Origin of the sequence: Formosa sediminum, from assembly GCF_007197735.1 — a bacterium.
GTDB lineage: Bacteria > Bacteroidota > Bacteroidia > Flavobacteriales > Flavobacteriaceae > Formosa > Formosa sediminum.
Genome location: NZ_CP041637.1, coordinates 931,587 through 947,858, shown reverse-complemented (window position 1 = coordinate 947,858; position 16,272 = coordinate 931,587). Strand labels below are relative to the sequence as shown.

The window sequence follows — 16,272 nt, the reverse complement described above, 5'->3', positions numbered from 1 at the left end:
CGTGTAAATATAACACTATTTACTTACTTTCAAATCATATAGTGCATTAGCTATTTTTCTATCGTTAGATAATCTAGGAATTTTATTCTGACCACCTAGCTTACCAATAGATTTCATATAATTTTGAAATCCATCTTTCTGAATTACAGTGATTTTTAATGGTTGTAATACTTTACCCTCAATAAGATCGAAATAATAACTATTTTGTTGTTGTAGTGAATGATCTAATTTAGAAATAAAAAGTTGAAAATCTTCTGGTTCATTTTCAAATTCCACAAACCATTCGTGATATGGCAACCCCGATTCCGGATTTATATGAGGAGCCACAGTAAATTCAGAAATACGAATATTTGTATGTGCTGTAGCTTCTTTCATGGCTTGTTCCACCTCTTTCCCTATAACATGTTCACCAAATGCAGATATAAAATGTTTTATACGGCCAGTTACAATTACACGGTATGGTTGTAATGATGTAAACGCCACAGTATCTCCAATATTATAAGCCCATAGTCCTGCTGTTGTAGAAATAATCATTACATAATTAACATCTAACTCAACATCTTTTATAGTGATACGTTTAGGGCCTTCACTATAAAATTCGTCTGCTTTTATAAATTCATAAAAAATTCCGGAATTTAATTGCAATAACATTCCTTTTTCAGATTGTTTATCTTGATAAGCAAAAAAACCTTCACTGGCAGGATAGAGTTCTATACTATCAACTTTTCTACCTATAAGCTTTTCAAATTTTGCGCGATATGGTTCAAAATTCACACCTCCATATATAAACAAATTAAAATTCTTAAAAAGATCTCCAACTGGTTTTTCTGTTTTTTGCACAAGCTTTTCAAAATACATTTGTACCCATGAAGGTATGCCAGAAATAATTGTCATATTTTCTGGCAAGGTTTCTTCAACAATAGCATCTACTTTCGTTTCCCAATCTTCAATACAATTTGTTTCCCAACTTGGTAATCTGTTTTTCTGAAGGTATTTTGGTACAAAATGAGCTACAATTCCAGATAATCTACCAAGATGTATACCATTTTTCTTTTCTAAAATAGGGCTACCTTGAAGAAAAATCATTTTACCATCTACAAAACTAGAGTTACCTGTTTCGTTTATATAAAGTAAAATGGCATTTCTTGCAGCTTCGATATGCGTAGGCATACTTTCTTTTGTTATTGGTATGTATTTAGCGCCAGAAGTAGTACCTGAGGTTTTAGCAAAATATAAGGGTTTACCTTTCCAAAGTACATTTTCTTCTCCCTCTACCACTTTTAAAACATAGGGTTTTAAATCTTCATAATCTCTGACAGGAACTTGTTTTACAAAATCTAGAAATGTGTTTATCTTTTCAAAATTATGGTCTTTTCCAAACACTGTATTACGCGCCTCTGAAATTAAAGATTGAAACACTTTTTCCTGTGTTTCAATAGGGTTTTTAGCCCATTTCTGAACAGAATTATAAATATATTTAGCAAATGGTTTTGCTAATAGTGCTTTTATAGACATCATGGTTTAAAATCGATAAAATTAATTGGATTAATAGGATAACCATCACTCCATAACTCGAAATGTAAATGTGGTCCTGTAGTAAACTCTCCAGAATTACCTGCAGTTGCGATAACTTCTCCTGCTTTTACTAAATCGCCTTGATCTTTAGTTAGTGACGCATTATGTTTATATACAGAAATTAAGCCATAGCTATGCTCTAAAATAATAACATACCCTGTTTGTGTAGTCCATTCTGCAAAAATAACACGACCATCTGCTGTAGCTTTTATTGGTGAATTTTTAGCAACAATTATATCCACTGCAAAATGTTTGTCGTTTGTATTATAAGGTTCACTTATTTCACCACTGACAGGCGGAAATAACACAAAATTTGCTGCTGTTGTAGCAGAATCAAATACATTGTACTTATCTTCTTTTTCTACTTTTTCTCTTAAAATAGAGTCTGCTCGTGTTGCACTTAAATCAACTTGAGTCACTTCAAATTTAGTAGCAGCAATTATAGAATCTTTATTAATATTATTTGTACTAATATCGCCTTCTAAGACTTGTTTTATAGAACTATAAAACTGTTCATTTTCATGTAGTACTTGCTGTAAAGAATCTACTTTGTAATGTAACTCTGCTGCTGATTTTTTTAAAGCCGTTGAGGAATATCCCGGAATATATTCTCGCAATGGTGTAAAAGCAATAAATAATGTTGTTCCAGCTATTAAAAAAATACTTGATAATGAAAGTACAACAAACACATTTAATCGCGTAAGTTTAAAAGACAGACGCTCTTCAAAAGTGTCTTCATTTAAAATAACAAGACGATACTTATGCAGTAATTTCTTGGCTATTTTTTTATTTTTAGTTTTCTTTTGCTTCATCTTAAAACAAAATTAAAGAAATTTATTTCACAAAACCTTTATGTTTTCCTAAAGTTATTAGTAAAACATTAATATTAAACTTTAATTATTACCTTTGTTTTTTAAACAGGAAATAATATGATCTCTTTAGGAACATTTTTAGTTATTGGTGCACCACAAATCATTTTAATTGTGGTTATTGTTTTATTACTTTTTGGAGGTAAAAAAATACCTGAACTTATGCGTGGATTAGGAAGCGGTATTAAAGAATTTAAAGATGCCTCTAAGGAAGATGAGGAAAACCTTAAAAAAGATAACAAAAACTAATTTAATATTTTAGATATAAAAAAGCCAACATTTAAAAATGTTGGCTTTTTTATATCTTCGAGTTTTTTACTCTATTCTATTTTTATAGATTGTAAAATTGCCTCTAATTCAAATACATAGTCTCGTTTTTCTACAGAAGGCGCAAAAGTAAATCCTTCAACTACTAACAATCTGTTATTGGCTTTATCTTCAATCATATAATTAATAAAAGGGCCAGACATAAACGCATTTTTAACATCCCAAATTCCTTTGGTTTCAATAGCTGGTTTATCATTTATTGTCTTTTCAAATACATAAGGTGCATAAGCTTTTTCTGTAATCATATAAGATCCTTCTGTAGGTCCTGGTATGTGAACTTGTCCTATAGAGTCTCTTATTTTAATGATTTGATTTACCAAACTATCCTTATGTTTAAGTCTGTTTAAAGGCAACTCGTACAACATAATATTTTGTGTACCGGTTGTAATATCCTTTCTTAACCAGAAGAAATTATTATCTTTTTTAGCAATTCTATAGGCAGATGGTAATTCCATTTTTATACCTAAGGCTTGTTCTATAGTATCTATTTTAAGTAGCGACAATTTAATCCTACGTTGCTTTTCCTTTGTTTCCTGAGTTTTAAAAGCTTCAATAATTTTTAAAGCATTATCCTCTAATTGCTGTATAACTTCATCTTCGGTTTTACCTGAAATAATGACTACTTTTTGAGGAATTGCATAAACGTTTTTTGCAAATTTTATAGTAGATTCTTTATTTGGATCAACTTCTATTTTTAGAATTGTTCTATTTTTTGTTACAAAACCATCAAATACTTGAGGTGGAATCTGACTTAAATGAAATAATGGCTCTTCTTGGGGTAAACCATCAACTGGTGCCGCTAGTGTACTTCGAATAGATTCTCCTACTTTACCTTGCCACATATCGTTAGACAGGACAACAGATAAGTTATTTAAGTTTCCTGATGATTCTGATAACAGTTGTTGCTTTTTATTACCATTACAACTGCTAAGTATCACTAAAAATACTGATACAAAAAATAAAGTTTTATGCATGATGTTTAATTTTATCAGAATGATTAGCCTTTGTACATTTTTAAGGTCATTCCTGGTTTTAAACTTGTACCGCTAATATCGTTCCATTCTTTAATATTTTCAACAGAAATTCCAGAATGTTTTTGAGCGATGCTCCATAAAGAGTCTCCTTTTTTAACAACATAAGTGTGTCCGCCAGAAGTTTGCACTGTAGATGTTGTTGGTTTTGGCATTACTTTCTTTGGAATTACTGATGCATTTCTAGGGTAAATAGTTAACCGTTGTCCAATACTTAAGTTATTACTTCTCAAACCATTCCATTGTTTAATCTGACTGACGCGCACGTTATATTTTCGAGCAATTTTACCTAAATAATCGCCAGATTTTACCGTATATCGTGTTTTAGTTTCAGAATCAATTAATTCTGGCAATGGTTTTTCTCGTTTATCAAATTCAGCCTTAGCAAAAGCATATATTAGCTCTTCATTTGCAACAAAAGGCCCTATGGCTTCTACAGGTAATCGTAACGTATAGGTTTTATCTTTAATAAACGGAATAATATCTAGCTTGTAGGTTGGATTTAAAAACTGTAATTCTTCAATTTTAACTCCTGTAACTTCAGAGACTTGATCTAAAGTAATCATTTGTTTTACATGAAGGGTATCGGTCTCTAAGTATGCTATTTCTGGTTTTGATCTTGAAAATCCTAATTCTTCAGCATTTTCAAAAATATACATTGTTGCTAAAAATGCAGGTAAATAACCAGCTGTTTCACGTGGAAGGTAATTTCTAATATTCCAATAATTTTCGTAACCTCCAGAGCGTCTAATGGCTTTTGTTACATTTCCTGGACCAGAATTATAAGCTGCTAACGCCAAATCCCAATCCCCAAAAATAGAGTATAATTTAGATAAATATTTTGCCGCTGCTGCAGTAGATTTTAATGGGTCGCTACGCTCATCAACATAACTACTAACATCTAAATCGTAAGACTTTCCTGTAGTATACATAAATTGCCATAAACCAGTGGCTCCAACTCTAGATTTTGCACGGGGTTTTAAAGCAGACTCTACTATAGATAAATATTTAATTTCTAAAGGAAGATTATAATTATCTAATTCGCGCTCAAACATCGGAAAATAATATTCACTTAAAACCATTAATTTTTGAAGTGAATTTCGTCTGCGTTTTAAATACGATTTAATCACACTCTCTAAAGCGGGATTGTAAGCCACATTAAAGGGGGTTTTTGCATCTAAATCTATTAACCGTTTTTTAAGTGTATCTGTATTTAGTTCTGGATAGTCTACTTCTTCGTAAGTTAAATCGGTTACAGACTCATAAATAGAATCGTAAAGTGTATTATTATAGAGTTCGTCTAACCAGAGCTGATCTACTTTTGCAGAATAAGCATGATCTTTTAAATCTGTAATGCTTAAAGAATCTGTAATTTTAAGAGCTTTCTTGTAATATGTTTTACCAGCAATAATGGTGTCTACAACATATTTTTCTCCAGAGACTAACATATCTTCTGTTAAACGCTCTGCAACTAACGGTTGTGTTTTATCATTAGTTTCGGCTACAACTAAAGTATCTGAACTCACAGTATTTACCTGTGAATCTTGCGCATACAAACATATTATTTGTAAAAATGCTAAATAAAATAAAGACGAATTTAGTCGCTGTTTCATTAATAAAACCTTTAATTGGTATAACGTGAAAGCGGCTAAATTCGTCTTTTTATACTGAAAATGAAAGTTAAAAGTATAAAACTCTTATTCTATTCATTATTAAAATACAGCTATTAGTCTAAAATAGCAGCAATACCTGGTAACGTTTTTCCTTCTAAACTTTCTAACATTGCACCACCTCCTGTACTTACGTAACTTACTTTATTTTCAAAACCAAATTGTTTAACAGCTGCTACAGAATCGCCACCACCAACTAGTGAAAAAGCACCATTTTTAGTAGATTCTGCAATAAAATCACCTAAAGCGATAGTTCCTTTAGCAAAATTTGGCATTTCAAACACACCTAATGGTCCATTCCATAAAATAGTTTTACTTTCTAAAACTACTTTTTTAAAGTTTTCTAAAGATTTTGGTCCAGCATCTAAACCTTGCCATCCGTCAGGAATTTCAGTAACATCTACAATTTTAGTTTCGGCATCGTTACTAAAAGCATTGGCTGCAACCACATCTACAGGAATATGTATTTGGACATTTTTAGCTTTAGCTTGCTTTAAAATATCTAATGCTAATTCCATTTTATCATCTTCACATATAGAATCTCCAACTTGACCACCTTGTGCTTTTACGAATGTAAAAGTCATTCCTCCACCAATAATTAAATGGTCTACTTTATCTAATATATTTTCAATAATAGTAATTTTAGAAGATACTTTAGCTCCTCCTAAAACTGCCAATACAGGTTTTTCTCCTGTTTCCATTACTTTTTGAATACTTTCAATTTCTTGTGCTAATAAGTATCCAAAACATTTATTTTCAGGGAAAAATTGAGCCACTATAGTAGTAGATGCATGTGCTCTATGCGCTGTACCGAAGGCATCATTTACGTAAATATCTCCTAATTTAGATAATTGCTTTGCAAAGGTTTCATCTCCGGCAGTTTCCTCTGCGTAATAACGCAAGTTTTCTAATAATAAAACTTCACCAGGTTTTAGATCTGCAACAGCAGCTTCTGCAACCTCTCCAACACAGTCTGATACATATTTTACTGTAACACCTAATATGTTAGACACTTCTTCTACAATATGTTTTAAAGAAAATTGATCTTGAACACCTTTTGGTCTTCCTAAGTGAGACATTAATACACAACTCCCTCCATCTTCTAAAATTTTAATAATTGTTGGTTTTGCAGATACTATTCTTGTAGTATCTGTAACTTTAAAATCCTCGTCTAAAGGCACATTAAAATCTACTCGAATTAAAGCTTTTTTATTATTAAAATTAAAATCATTAAGTGTTTTCATCTTAAAAAGTTTTGATGTTATTGTACAAATGTAAACAATAATAAACAGCTTTAAAACGTGTTTTTTTACGAAAACGTTTTCTATTTTAAAAGATTTTTAAAAATTTAAGATTACATTACTTAAAAAACAGATAAATCTTAATTTCAACCTAAAAACAATAGCCATTTAAAACCGTTGCTTTAATTAAAAAATATTTAGTTTTGCCACATGTTATTTAAAGATATTTTAGGTCAAGAACATATAAAAAACCATTTAACACAAAGTGTAGACAATGGTAGAATTCCACATGCACAATTATTTATTGGTCCCGAAGGTTCTGGAACATTACCTATGGCCATTGCTTACGCTCAATATATTTTGTGTAAAAATAACAATGGAGAAAACAATACTGGGAATGAATCTTGTAATCTAAAGTTTAATAATATTTCGCATCCGGATTTACACTTTGCATTTCCTGTTACTACTACTGGAAGTATAAAGTCTCATCCTGTATCTAGTCATTTTTTAACAGAATGGCGACAATTACTTAAAGAGCAACCTTACGGAAATCTTTTTGATTGGTATAAAATGCTGGGTGTAGATAATAAGCAAGGCCAAATTGGTGTAGATGAAGCCCAAGATATTGTAAAAGCATTGTCTTTAAAAGCTTATGAAGGTGGGTATAAAGTAATGATTATTTGGATGGCAGAAAAAATGAATAGTGCTGCAGCCAATAAATTATTAAAGTTAATTGAAGAGCCACCAAACCAAACCATTTTTATTTTAATTGCAGAAGAGGAACAACACATTATAAACACCATAAGATCTCGCTGTCAAGTATTACATTTTCCAGCGCTTGCAGAGAGTGTGATTATTGAAGCACTTATTAGAGACTACCAATTAAATGAAAATATAGCTACTAAAATAGCGCATCAATCTAATGGTAATTATAACAAAGCTTGCGATTTAGTTTATCATGACTCTGAAGATACCCAATTTGAAGATTGGTTTGTACTTTGGGTTCGAAGTGCTTTTAAAGCTAAAGGGAATAAAGCGGCCATTCATGATATTATAAAATGGAGTGAAGAAATAGCTAAAACAGGCCGTGAAACACAAAAGCAATTTCTGTTTTTTTGTATGGATTTTTTCCGTCAAGCCATGCTGCTTAATTATGGCGCAAACGAATTGGTTTACCTAGAGCCTAAAACTGCTTTTAAATTAGAAAAATTTGCTCCGTTTATTCATAACGGAAATATTATGGAAATTTACGATGCCCTACAAGATGCTATTTACCATATTGAACGCAACGGAAATTCTAAAATTGTTTTAACAGACTTATCTATAAAACTAACACGATTACTTCACGCTAAACAAAATTAAACCAACTATGAATTCAATTTTAAATCATAGTACAGAATTACTAATTCTAATTTTTTTAGTGATTACTTATATCATGAGTATTATAGATAAATTAAGTGATTGGAAAGGGACTATTTTGTTTTTAAAATCGCATTTTAAAAACACTTTTGTATTGCCATTATTACCTGTAACTTTAGTGATAATTTTAATATTAGAATTATTAACCACTGTATTTTGTAGCCTTGGAATTTTTGAAATCATTACCGAAAAAACGACATATTTTTCACTCCTCGGTTCTGTTTTTTCTTGTCTTGTCTTACTGCTATTTTTATTAGGCCAACGTATAGCAAAAGACTTTGAAGGTGCAAGACATATAACCATATATTTTACGGTTTCTGTATTTGCTGTTTACCTTTTTCAGCACCATTTTTAAAGTGTTTATTTTTTTTAATAAAAACAGTCTTTTTAAAAATATATTTTGAATTAAAAAACTACTTTAAATATATTTTTTTTAGAAGTTTTAAAGTTCAGTAATTTTTATTTTTTTTAATCTTATTATCACAACTAATCCTTTTAAAAACAGGACTTAGTAGCATTTTAAATTTTGAACATTAAGCATAAAAAAGCATTATTTTTTTTAGTCTAAGTTCAAAAATTTAATGCTTTTAAAAAGAGTGATTTTATTTTTATTTTTTACTCTTCATCTTCAATAAAAGTATAGGTTTCAAAATCTGTTTGAGTAACTCTAAAATAACCGTATGGATAGTTATCTGGATTTGTAATATTTATACAATTTCCGCGTAATTCTACAGGCGCAGGACTAAACGGATTTCCAGAACTTCCTGATTGGCTAATCAAAATATCCATATAATTATAATAAGTCTCAGAAACATTATAAAGATTAACATTAACTATGTCTCCAGGCTCAAATTCTTCTTCTTCATCATCTCCATCTTTTTCAAAAAACAAATGGATTTCATTTCCGTTTAAAAATTCATCAGATACACTTACTAATGTGGGATAAAAATCGCCCACTTCAAAATAGCGTAAAATGTAGAAATTAGTTTCATCAACAGGGTCATCAAAATACACATTTAACTCTAAAGCTTCAGATAAAAATCCGCCATCTTTAGATTGAGTAATTTGGGTTATACTTGTAGTTGGTAATAATGTTTCTGTAGCTGTATAGGTTTCATTATTATATACAATATTTAGGGTATAACTTTCATCTAAAATAGCTTCAAAACTATCTGTTGTATACGTACCGTTTAATTGGTCTTCAAAAACGTACACAGCCCCATCTAAATCGCGAGTTACTGTTACCTCTGCTCCTATAACACTATTACTTGTGTCGGGATTAAAATAAGCTGTTGTTGTACTTAATTTTATAGTTTGATTGTTCCCCGGAGTGCCTTTTTCCCAATCTAGAGATGCTTCTATAACAAGTCGTTCTTCTGCTGTTGGTACTTCTACATCTATAACATCTGTACACGACGTAAAGATGCATAACAATACCATTAAAATACGATATAAATTGTGTCTCATGATAATTAAAATTTGAAATTATAAGTAACCGAAGGAACGATTCCAAAAATAGCTGTTCGCGTGGCTTCATTAACGCCTGTTTCTAAGTTTTGTCCGAATGAAATTGATGCGGCATTTTTTCGATTATACAAATTATAAATACTAAATACCCACTCGCCTTTCCATTTTGCATTTGGCTTTTTATTTGGTGTGTAAGTTGCGCCAACATCTAGTCGGTTATAAGATGGTAACCTGTTTGCATTACGGCTATCGTACACAGGAATAGACAAACCTTCGTATTCATATTGTCCTACAGGATATGTTGTTGGACGCCCTGTTTGAAAGATAAAATTACCGCTAAAACTCCATTTATCCGAGAACTCGTAAGAGCCTGTAACCGAAATATCATGAGTTCTATCGTAAGCTGTATTATACCATTCCCCATTATTAATTCCCAGACCACCAGCATGACCTCCTGGTGTTCGTTGTTCAGACTTAGATATTGTATAAGCTAACCATCCTGTAAACCTGCCTTTATTTTTTCGGAATAAAAACTCTAATCCATAAGCTCTAGACTCGCCAGATAAAATCTGTGTTTCGATATTATTTTGTGCAATTAAACTAGAACCATCTATATAATCAATTCTATTATCTACTGTTTTATAATACCCCTCTGTTTCTATTGAAAACATGCCGTTAGAAAAATCTTTAAAATACCCAGCCGAATATTGATTTGCTAATTGAGGTTCTATAAAAGAGCCACTTGGTGTCCACACATCTAAAGGTGTGGCATTAGCCGTATTAGATAATAAATGTAAATATTGTGCAATTCGTGAATACCCTAATTTTACAGAAGACGATTCGTTTAACTGATAAGCTAAACCTAAACGGGGTTCAAAATTAGAAAACGTTTTGATAGACTCGTTTTTAGCGTACTCTATCTCTCCTGTTTTTGTACCTTCTTCATAAATCCCGTACGTTTCATTAAAAACTACGGGTTGGTCGTTTTCGTAAGTAGCTATTGCTTGTCCGCCTAAACGATTAAACATACTAAAACGCAAGCCCAATTGAAGGTTTAAACGGTCTGAAAATTTATGTTCCACATTAGCGTAAATTCCACTTTCAAAAGCGCGTTTTTCATCTAAAATATCTTCGTTAATTGAAGAATCTTCATCTGTAGGTCTAACTTCACCAGGATTAAAATTATAGTTAATCCCGCTCACACCAAAATCAATAGTTGTTTTGTTATTTAAATAGTATTTAAGATCGTATTTAACATTAAAATTTTTGATATCAGACTTCCAATCTAGGCCAATAAAATTTAAAATTAATCCGTAATTATACATGCTGTAAATTGCCGATAAGTTTGAAAATAGTTTATCGTTAAATACATGATTCCAGCGTAAATTAAGCGAACTATTACCATAAGAATTTTCAAATGAATCTGAAAAATTTAAAATATCTCGACCAAAGTATCCAGAAAGATATAATTTATTATTTTGGTTTATTTCATAATTAGCTTTTGCATTTACATCATAAAAATAGGCCGTGTTTTCTTGGTCTGCTAATTTTAAAAAAAGATGAGCATAAGAGGAACGTCCAGCAACAATAAACGAACCTTTACTATTAAATAAAGGTCCTTCTGCAGCAAGTCGGCTTGAAATTAGACCTATTCCGCCAGTTAAATTAAAATCTTTACTATTTCCTTCTTTCTGACGAATATCGAGCACAGAAGACACGCGACCACCGTAATTAGATGGAATATTTCCTTTGTACAACTTTACATCTTTAACCACATCTGCATTAAATACTGAGAAAAAACCAAATAAATGCGATTCGTTAAAAATAATTGCCTCGTCTAATAATACTAAATTTTGGTCTGTAGCTCCACCTCTAACATTAAAACCATTAGATCCTTCTCCATTATTTGTTACTCCTGGCAACATTTGTATAGATTTTACCAAATCTACTTCTCCAAGAACCGCTGGTATTTTTTTTATTGTAGATCCTTTAATTACAGAAACACTCATTTGTGGATCGCGAATATTGGCTTTTTCAGATTCTTCTGCTGTAATTACAACTTCGTCTAAAGTCATATTATCTTCTTCCAATTCAAACGAATAGTTTCTGTTTTGAGTTAGTTCTATTTCTTTTACAATTGTGGTATAGCCCAAATAAGAAATGATGAGTTTATAATTTCCTTTAGGTGCAGTTAACGAATAAAATCCGTAGGCATTAGTTACTGTTCCATTAGTTGTCCCTTCTAAATAAACAGAAGCTCCAAATACCGTTTCTCCGTTAGAAAAATCTTTAACAGTACCGCTTACCGAAAAATTTTCTTGCGAATACACAAGTACACCAAGCAGTAAAAAGCAAACACTAAGTGTTATTTTCATTATATATACAGTTTAATTTTATTACAAAACAACATAAATTCTTTTGTATTACACAGTTAAATATAGGCTTAAAGACTTAAATGATGACATTAAAATTTAATTGGTAATCTTTGGTTAACAATTAAAACTTAAAGTCTACAAATTCTTAGACATAAAAAAAGTCAAACATATTAATGTTTGACTTTTTTTACTAAAATAGGAATTACACTATTTTTTATAAGAATCGTTTAACGCTTTAATAAGCTCGTCTGTTAGATCGTCTCCCTCTTTTCCATACATAACACTACCAGCATCATTACTACCTAAAATATAATCGTAAGCATTAGTTTTACCATAATCTTTTACAAATTTTCTTACTTTAGAAATTAATGAGTCAATTTCTTTTTGACTTTCAACAGTAATTTGTTGCTCACTCATTTGAATTTGTTGTTGCAACATTTGTTGTTTTTGTCCCAATTGTTGGTAACGAGCTTGAGCTTTATCTTGAGGCATTGATGCTGCTTGAGCTTGAAATTCCTGATATTCTGCTTGGAACGCTTTTGCCAAACTGTCTGTATTTTTATTAGACGCCTCTATCATTGTTTTATATTTTGCCTCTACATCTATTTTTTCTTGATATTCATTTATCAATTTAGAATTGTCTACAAATCCAATTTTTTGCGTTTGCTGACAAGAAGCCATAGTAATTAATGAAATTACTAATAAAGATATTTTTTTCATTGTTTTTAAAATTTATTTCTACAGACAAAAATAGAAAAGTTAGACTGATAAATAATGTAAAGTGGTGCTATTAAGTTATTATAACGTATTTTTATAGCAGATAAAAATACGATAAATTAAAATTATTAAAAACAAGCTTATTTAAAAACTTTTAAAAGCGTTATTATAATTTTATTACGTACAGCATGTTTTTCAAACAAAAACCTCTTAAAACGCTTTAAAATGAATATTTACTCGTTTTTAATTATATAAATTAATGAAGAATACTCTTTAGACTGTTTTGCCTTTAAATTAGACTGCAAACCTACTTTTAAAGCTTTAATAAAATTCATTTTACCAGTTTTATACTTTTCAGAAAGTAAGCTTACATAAAAAGCATCAAAAATCATTGGTAATGTTTTTACTACTTTAAAATCATGCTTAGCAAATAACTTTGAGATTCCTGTTTGCGAAAAATGCCATAGATGTCTGGGCACATCAAAAGCCGCCCAAACCGATTTATAATATGTTGCATCAAAACTTTTAAAATTTGGCACAGCAACAATTAGCACACCATCTTTTTTTAATAAACGCTTATAGTTTGCAATATGCATATTTAAATTTGGCAAATGTTCTAAAACATGCCAAAGCGTAATAACATCAAAAGAATTTTGTGGCAATTCGTTAATTTTAGCTGAATCGAAAACAGAATTCCCCACTTTCGTAATAGCTAAATTACGTGCATTACTATCCGGTTCTATACCATAAACTTTCCAAGCATTAGATTTTGCCGTTTGCAAAAAATCTCCAGTTCCACAACCTACATCTAAAAGTGTTTTTTCAGACGTATTAAAACTATTAATTAATTTTAATTTACGTTTTAAGGCCACTCCTTTTACTACATGATATAATTTTTCAAACACATTACGCTTAGCATCTGTATGAGAAATATAATCTTCACTTTCATAATACCTTCCAAGATCTTCTATTTTAGGTTGTGGAGAAGTAATCAAAATATCTAATTCTAAATCGTGTAATAAATCAAATTGCTCTGAACTTACAGTATGATCTTTACATTTTAAATACACTGAATTTGATGTTTTATTCATGAAATTAAATTTGAAATCTTGAATTTATATTTCAAAATATAATAAGTTATAACTAGTTTTAAAAAAAAAATACACACGTTCCACGTGGAACAAAAAATATTATCTACCCATATATACTAATAAAACAGAAATATCATTAGGGGATACACCACTAATTCTTGAGGCTTGAGATATACTTGTAGGCTGAATTTTTCTTAACTTTTCTCTTGCTTCAAAGCTCATTGATTTAATCTGTGAATAATCGTAGTTGGGTGGAATTTTAATATCTTCTAAACGTGTTAACTTATCTGCATTATTTTTTTCCTTTTCAATATAGCCAGCATACTTAACTTGTATTTCTGTTTGTTCAATAATTTCGCGATCTAAATTATTATCTGTAATATATTGTTCTACTTCATTTATCTTACGTACATCATTCATCTCAATATTTGGACGAGCAAAAATTTTGAATAATTTACCTGATTGATTTACTAATGCAGATTCTTTGTCATCTAAAATCGGATTTACAACTTCTGGTTTAACACTCAAATCTTTAAAAAACTGAACAAATTGTTCCGCTTTGTTATGTTTATCTTCCATACGTTTTAAACGCTTCTCAGAAGCTAAACCAATTTCAAACCCTTTAGGCGTTAATCTAAAATCTGCATTATCTTGTCTTAACAATGTTCTATACTCTGCACGAGACGTAAACATACGATAAGGTTCCTCTGTCCCTTTTGTAATTAAATCATCAATTAAAACTCCTATATAAGCTTCATTGCGTTTAAGTATAAATTCGTCACGTTCTTGTACTTTTAGACTTGCATTTATACCTGCCATTAAACCTTGAGAAGCGGCTTCTTCATAACCTGTTGTTCCATTTATTTGTCCAGCAAAATATAAACCTTCAACCAACTTAGTCTCTAAAGTATGTTTTAATTGCGTTGGGGGAAAATAATCGTACTCGATAGCATAACCTGGTCTGAAAAATTTTACATTTTCAAATCCTGCCACAGAACGCAAAGCTTTAAACTGAACATCTTCTGGAAGTGAAGTTGAAAAACCATTTACATATACCTCACAGGTGTTCCATCCTTCAGGCTCAATAAATAATTGATGACGATCTTTATCTGCAAAACGATTAATTTTATCTTCTATAGACGGACAATATCTTGGGCCTAAACTTTTAATTCGTCCATTAAACATAGGAGAACGATCAAACCCTTCACGTAGTAAATCGTGCACCAAATTACTAGTGTAAGTCATATAACAAGAACGTTGTGTAGTTAATGGTTTTGTAACATCTGAATAGGAGAATTTTTCTGGAGTATCATCACCAGGCTGTTCAATCATTTTAGAATAATCTAAAGAACGCCCATCCACTCGAGGTGGTGTTCCTGTTTTCATTCTTCCAGATTGAAAACCTAAATCCACAAGTTGTTCCGTGATACCAGTTGCAGCACGTTCCCCTGCTCTACCGCCGCCAAAGTTTTTATCACCAATATGAATTAAACCATTTAAAAAGGTACCATTGGTTAACACCACAGATTTAGCTCTTACCACTATACCTAAAGATGTTTTTACACCAACCACTTTATGTTTCTCTATTATTAATCCAGAAACCATGTCCTGATAAAAATCTAAATTTGGAGTTTGTTCTAACATCATTCTCCAGTCTTCAGCAAAACGCATACGATCACTTTGCACTCTTGGACTCCACATTGCAGGACCTTTAGATTTATTTAGCATTTTAAATTGAATTGCAGATGTATCACTAACAATTCCACTATAACCACCTAAAGCATCTATTTCGCGCACAATTTGTCCTTTAGCAATACCTCCCATAGCAGGATTACAAGACATTTGAGCTATGTTTTGCAAATTCATTGTAATTAACAATGTACTACTTCCCATATTTGCAGCTGATGCAGCAGCTTCACTTCCTGCATGTCCAGCACCAACAACTATAACATCATAAACTTTATCAAACATGATATTAAATTTAAAAATTAAAAATCACATGTTCCACGTGGAACATATAGTTATAAAAAAGAATAATTAAAAATGAGATACACATGTTCCACGTGGAACAAATTAACTATTGTAGAATAGAAAGGTAATAATCTTCTTTGCTCCTCATGAGTGTAGCATCTGATTCTGACTTGTCTTTATAACCGCAATAATGCAATATTCCGTGAATAATAACACGGTGTAATTCGTCTATAAAGTCATTTTTAAAATCAATTGCATTATCTTTTACACGTTCTATAGAAATATAAATATCTCCATGAATTTCTTTACCAACACAATAATCAAAACTAATCACATCAGTAAGCGTATCATGATCTAAAAACTCCACATTTAATTTATGTAGATACTCATCATCACAAAAAATATAATTAATTTCACCTTCTTTACAACCTTCTTTAACAATAGTCGTATTTATCCAATTAGCTAACACATCTTCATTGACTAATTCAAAATCGGTTTCATAATTAAAATATACCATAA

The 16,272-nt window shown here is 30.8% G+C and carries 14 protein-coding genes; 3 read left to right on the top strand and 11 right to left on the bottom strand.

Features of this window, described 5'->3' with window-relative positions; genetic code table 11:
* Positions 1-15 precede the first annotated feature (15 nt).
* A complete protein-coding gene (locus FNB79_RS04225; RefSeq protein ID WP_143380119.1) occupies positions 16-1,518 on the bottom strand; it encodes a GH3 auxin-responsive promoter family protein in 1,503 nt (500 codons plus the stop codon).
* Positions 1,515-2,387 carry a M23 family metallopeptidase gene (locus FNB79_RS04220; RefSeq protein ID WP_143380118.1) on the bottom strand — a complete coding sequence of 291 codons (873 nt, stop codon included), beginning with the start codon at positions 2,385-2,387 and terminating at the stop codon, positions 1,515-1,517. Before FNB79_RS04220 ends, FNB79_RS04225 begins: the two co-directional genes overlap by 4 nt.
* 117 nt (positions 2,388-2,504) lie before the next feature.
* On the opposite strand from FNB79_RS04220, the gene tatA reads away from it, so the two are divergent.
* Positions 2,505-2,693 carry a twin-arginine translocase TatA/TatE family subunit gene (gene tatA / locus FNB79_RS04215; protein ID WP_143380117.1) on the top strand — a complete coding sequence of 63 codons (189 nt, stop codon included), beginning with the start codon at positions 2,505-2,507 and terminating at the stop codon, positions 2,691-2,693.
* Positions 2,694-2,764: 71 nt separating this feature from the next.
* On the opposite strand, the gene FNB79_RS04210 is transcribed toward tatA, so the two are convergent.
* The 3 genes from FNB79_RS04210 to FNB79_RS04200 all read right to left on the bottom strand — a co-directional run bounded on the left by FNB79_RS04210 (position 2,765) and on the right by FNB79_RS04200 (position 6,716).
* On the bottom strand, positions 2,765-3,745 hold the full coding sequence (locus FNB79_RS04210) for a DUF4837 family protein (RefSeq protein WP_143380116.1): 981 nt from the start codon (positions 3,743-3,745) through the stop codon (positions 2,765-2,767).
* Between the two features lie 23 nt (positions 3,746-3,768).
* On the bottom strand, positions 3,769-5,415 hold the full coding sequence (locus FNB79_RS04205) for a lytic transglycosylase domain-containing protein (RefSeq protein ID WP_246073329.1): 1,647 nt from the start codon (positions 5,413-5,415) through the stop codon (positions 3,769-3,771).
* 113 nt (positions 5,416-5,528) lie between these two features.
* Positions 5,529-6,716: a phosphoglycerate kinase gene (locus FNB79_RS04200; protein WP_143380115.1), complete on the bottom strand. Its 1,188-nt coding sequence runs from the start codon at positions 6,714-6,716 to the stop codon at positions 5,529-5,531.
* A 207-nt stretch (positions 6,717-6,923) separates the two neighbouring features.
* Here FNB79_RS04200 and FNB79_RS04195 point away from each other — a divergent pair, with 207 nt between their 5' ends.
* Both FNB79_RS04195 and FNB79_RS04190 read left to right on the top strand, forming a co-directional pair.
* On the top strand, positions 6,924-8,075 hold the full coding sequence (locus tag FNB79_RS04195) for a DNA polymerase III subunit (protein WP_143380114.1): 1,152 nt from the start codon (positions 6,924-6,926) through the stop codon (positions 8,073-8,075).
* A 7-nt stretch (positions 8,076-8,082) separates the two neighbouring features.
* Entirely contained in the window at positions 8,083-8,487 is a 405-nt protein-coding gene (locus FNB79_RS04190; protein WP_143380113.1) for a DoxX family protein, read from the top strand.
* Positions 8,488-8,747: 260 nt separating this feature from the next.
* On the opposite strand, the gene FNB79_RS04185 is transcribed toward FNB79_RS04190, so the two are convergent.
* From FNB79_RS04185 to ybeY, 6 genes are all read right to left on the bottom strand, one after another.
* Positions 8,748-9,599, bottom strand: a complete 852-nt coding sequence (locus FNB79_RS04185) for a DUF4249 domain-containing protein (protein ID WP_143380112.1) — start codon at positions 9,597-9,599, stop codon at positions 8,748-8,750.
* 5 nt (positions 9,600-9,604) lie between these two features.
* Positions 9,605-11,974 (bottom strand): TonB-dependent receptor, encoded by a 2,370-nt coding sequence (locus FNB79_RS04180; protein WP_143380111.1) that lies wholly within the window; start codon positions 11,972-11,974, stop codon positions 9,605-9,607.
* A 207-nt stretch (positions 11,975-12,181) separates the two neighbouring features.
* Positions 12,182-12,694, bottom strand: coding sequence for an OmpH family outer membrane protein (locus FNB79_RS04175; RefSeq protein WP_143380110.1), 513 nt, complete (start codon positions 12,692-12,694; stop codon positions 12,182-12,184).
* Positions 12,695-12,924: 230 nt separating this feature from the next.
* Positions 12,925-13,782 (bottom strand): class I SAM-dependent methyltransferase, encoded by an 858-nt coding sequence (locus FNB79_RS04170; protein ID WP_143380109.1) that lies wholly within the window; start codon positions 13,780-13,782, stop codon positions 12,925-12,927.
* 99 nt (positions 13,783-13,881) lie between these two features.
* On the bottom strand, positions 13,882-15,753 hold the full coding sequence (gene mnmG / locus FNB79_RS04165; RefSeq protein WP_143380108.1) for a tRNA uridine-5-carboxymethylaminomethyl(34) synthesis enzyme MnmG: 1,872 nt from the start codon (positions 15,751-15,753) through the stop codon (positions 13,882-13,884).
* 106 nt (positions 15,754-15,859) lie between these two features.
* Positions 15,860-16,270, bottom strand: coding sequence for an rRNA maturation RNase YbeY (ybeY, locus tag FNB79_RS04160; RefSeq protein WP_143380107.1), 411 nt, complete (start codon positions 16,268-16,270; stop codon positions 15,860-15,862).
* Positions 16,271-16,272 lie beyond the last annotated feature (2 nt).

Bases quoted from the DNA above. Each gene is read 5' to 3' on its own strand.
- FNB79_RS04225 (WP_143380119.1), bottom strand. From the start codon at position 1,518: ATGATGTCTATAAAAGCACTATTAGCAAAACCATTTGCTAAATATATT.
- FNB79_RS04220 (WP_143380118.1), bottom strand. From the start codon at position 2,387: ATGAAGCAAAAGAAAACTAAAAATAAAAAAATAGCCAAGAAATTACTG.
- tatA (WP_143380117.1), top strand. From the start codon at position 2,505: ATGATCTCTTTAGGAACATTTTTAGTTATTGGTGCACCACAAATCATT.
- FNB79_RS04210 (WP_143380116.1), bottom strand. From the start codon at position 3,745: ATGCATAAAACTTTATTTTTTGTATCAGTATTTTTAGTGATACTTAGC.
- FNB79_RS04205 (WP_246073329.1), bottom strand. From the start codon at position 5,415: ATGAAACAGCGACTAAATTCGTCTTTATTTTATTTAGCATTTTTACAA.
- FNB79_RS04200 (WP_143380115.1), bottom strand. From the start codon at position 6,716: ATGAAAACACTTAATGATTTTAATTTTAATAATAAAAAAGCTTTAATT.
- FNB79_RS04195 (WP_143380114.1), top strand. From the start codon at position 6,924: ATGTTATTTAAAGATATTTTAGGTCAAGAACATATAAAAAACCATTTA.
- FNB79_RS04190 (WP_143380113.1), top strand. From the start codon at position 8,083: ATGAATTCAATTTTAAATCATAGTACAGAATTACTAATTCTAATTTTT.
- FNB79_RS04185 (WP_143380112.1), bottom strand. From the start codon at position 9,599: ATGAGACACAATTTATATCGTATTTTAATGGTATTGTTATGCATCTTT.
- FNB79_RS04180 (WP_143380111.1), bottom strand. From the start codon at position 11,974: ATGAAAATAACACTTAGTGTTTGCTTTTTACTGCTTGGTGTACTTGTG.
- FNB79_RS04175 (WP_143380110.1), bottom strand. From the start codon at position 12,694: ATGAAAAAAATATCTTTATTAGTAATTTCATTAATTACTATGGCTTCT.
- FNB79_RS04170 (WP_143380109.1), bottom strand. From the start codon at position 13,782: ATGAATAAAACATCAAATTCAGTGTATTTAAAATGTAAAGATCATACT.
- mnmG (WP_143380108.1), bottom strand. From the start codon at position 15,753: ATGTTTGATAAAGTTTATGATGTTATAGTTGTTGGTGCTGGACATGCA.
- ybeY (WP_143380107.1), bottom strand. From the start codon at position 16,270: ATGGTATATTTTAATTATGAAACCGATTTTGAATTAGTCAATGAAGAT.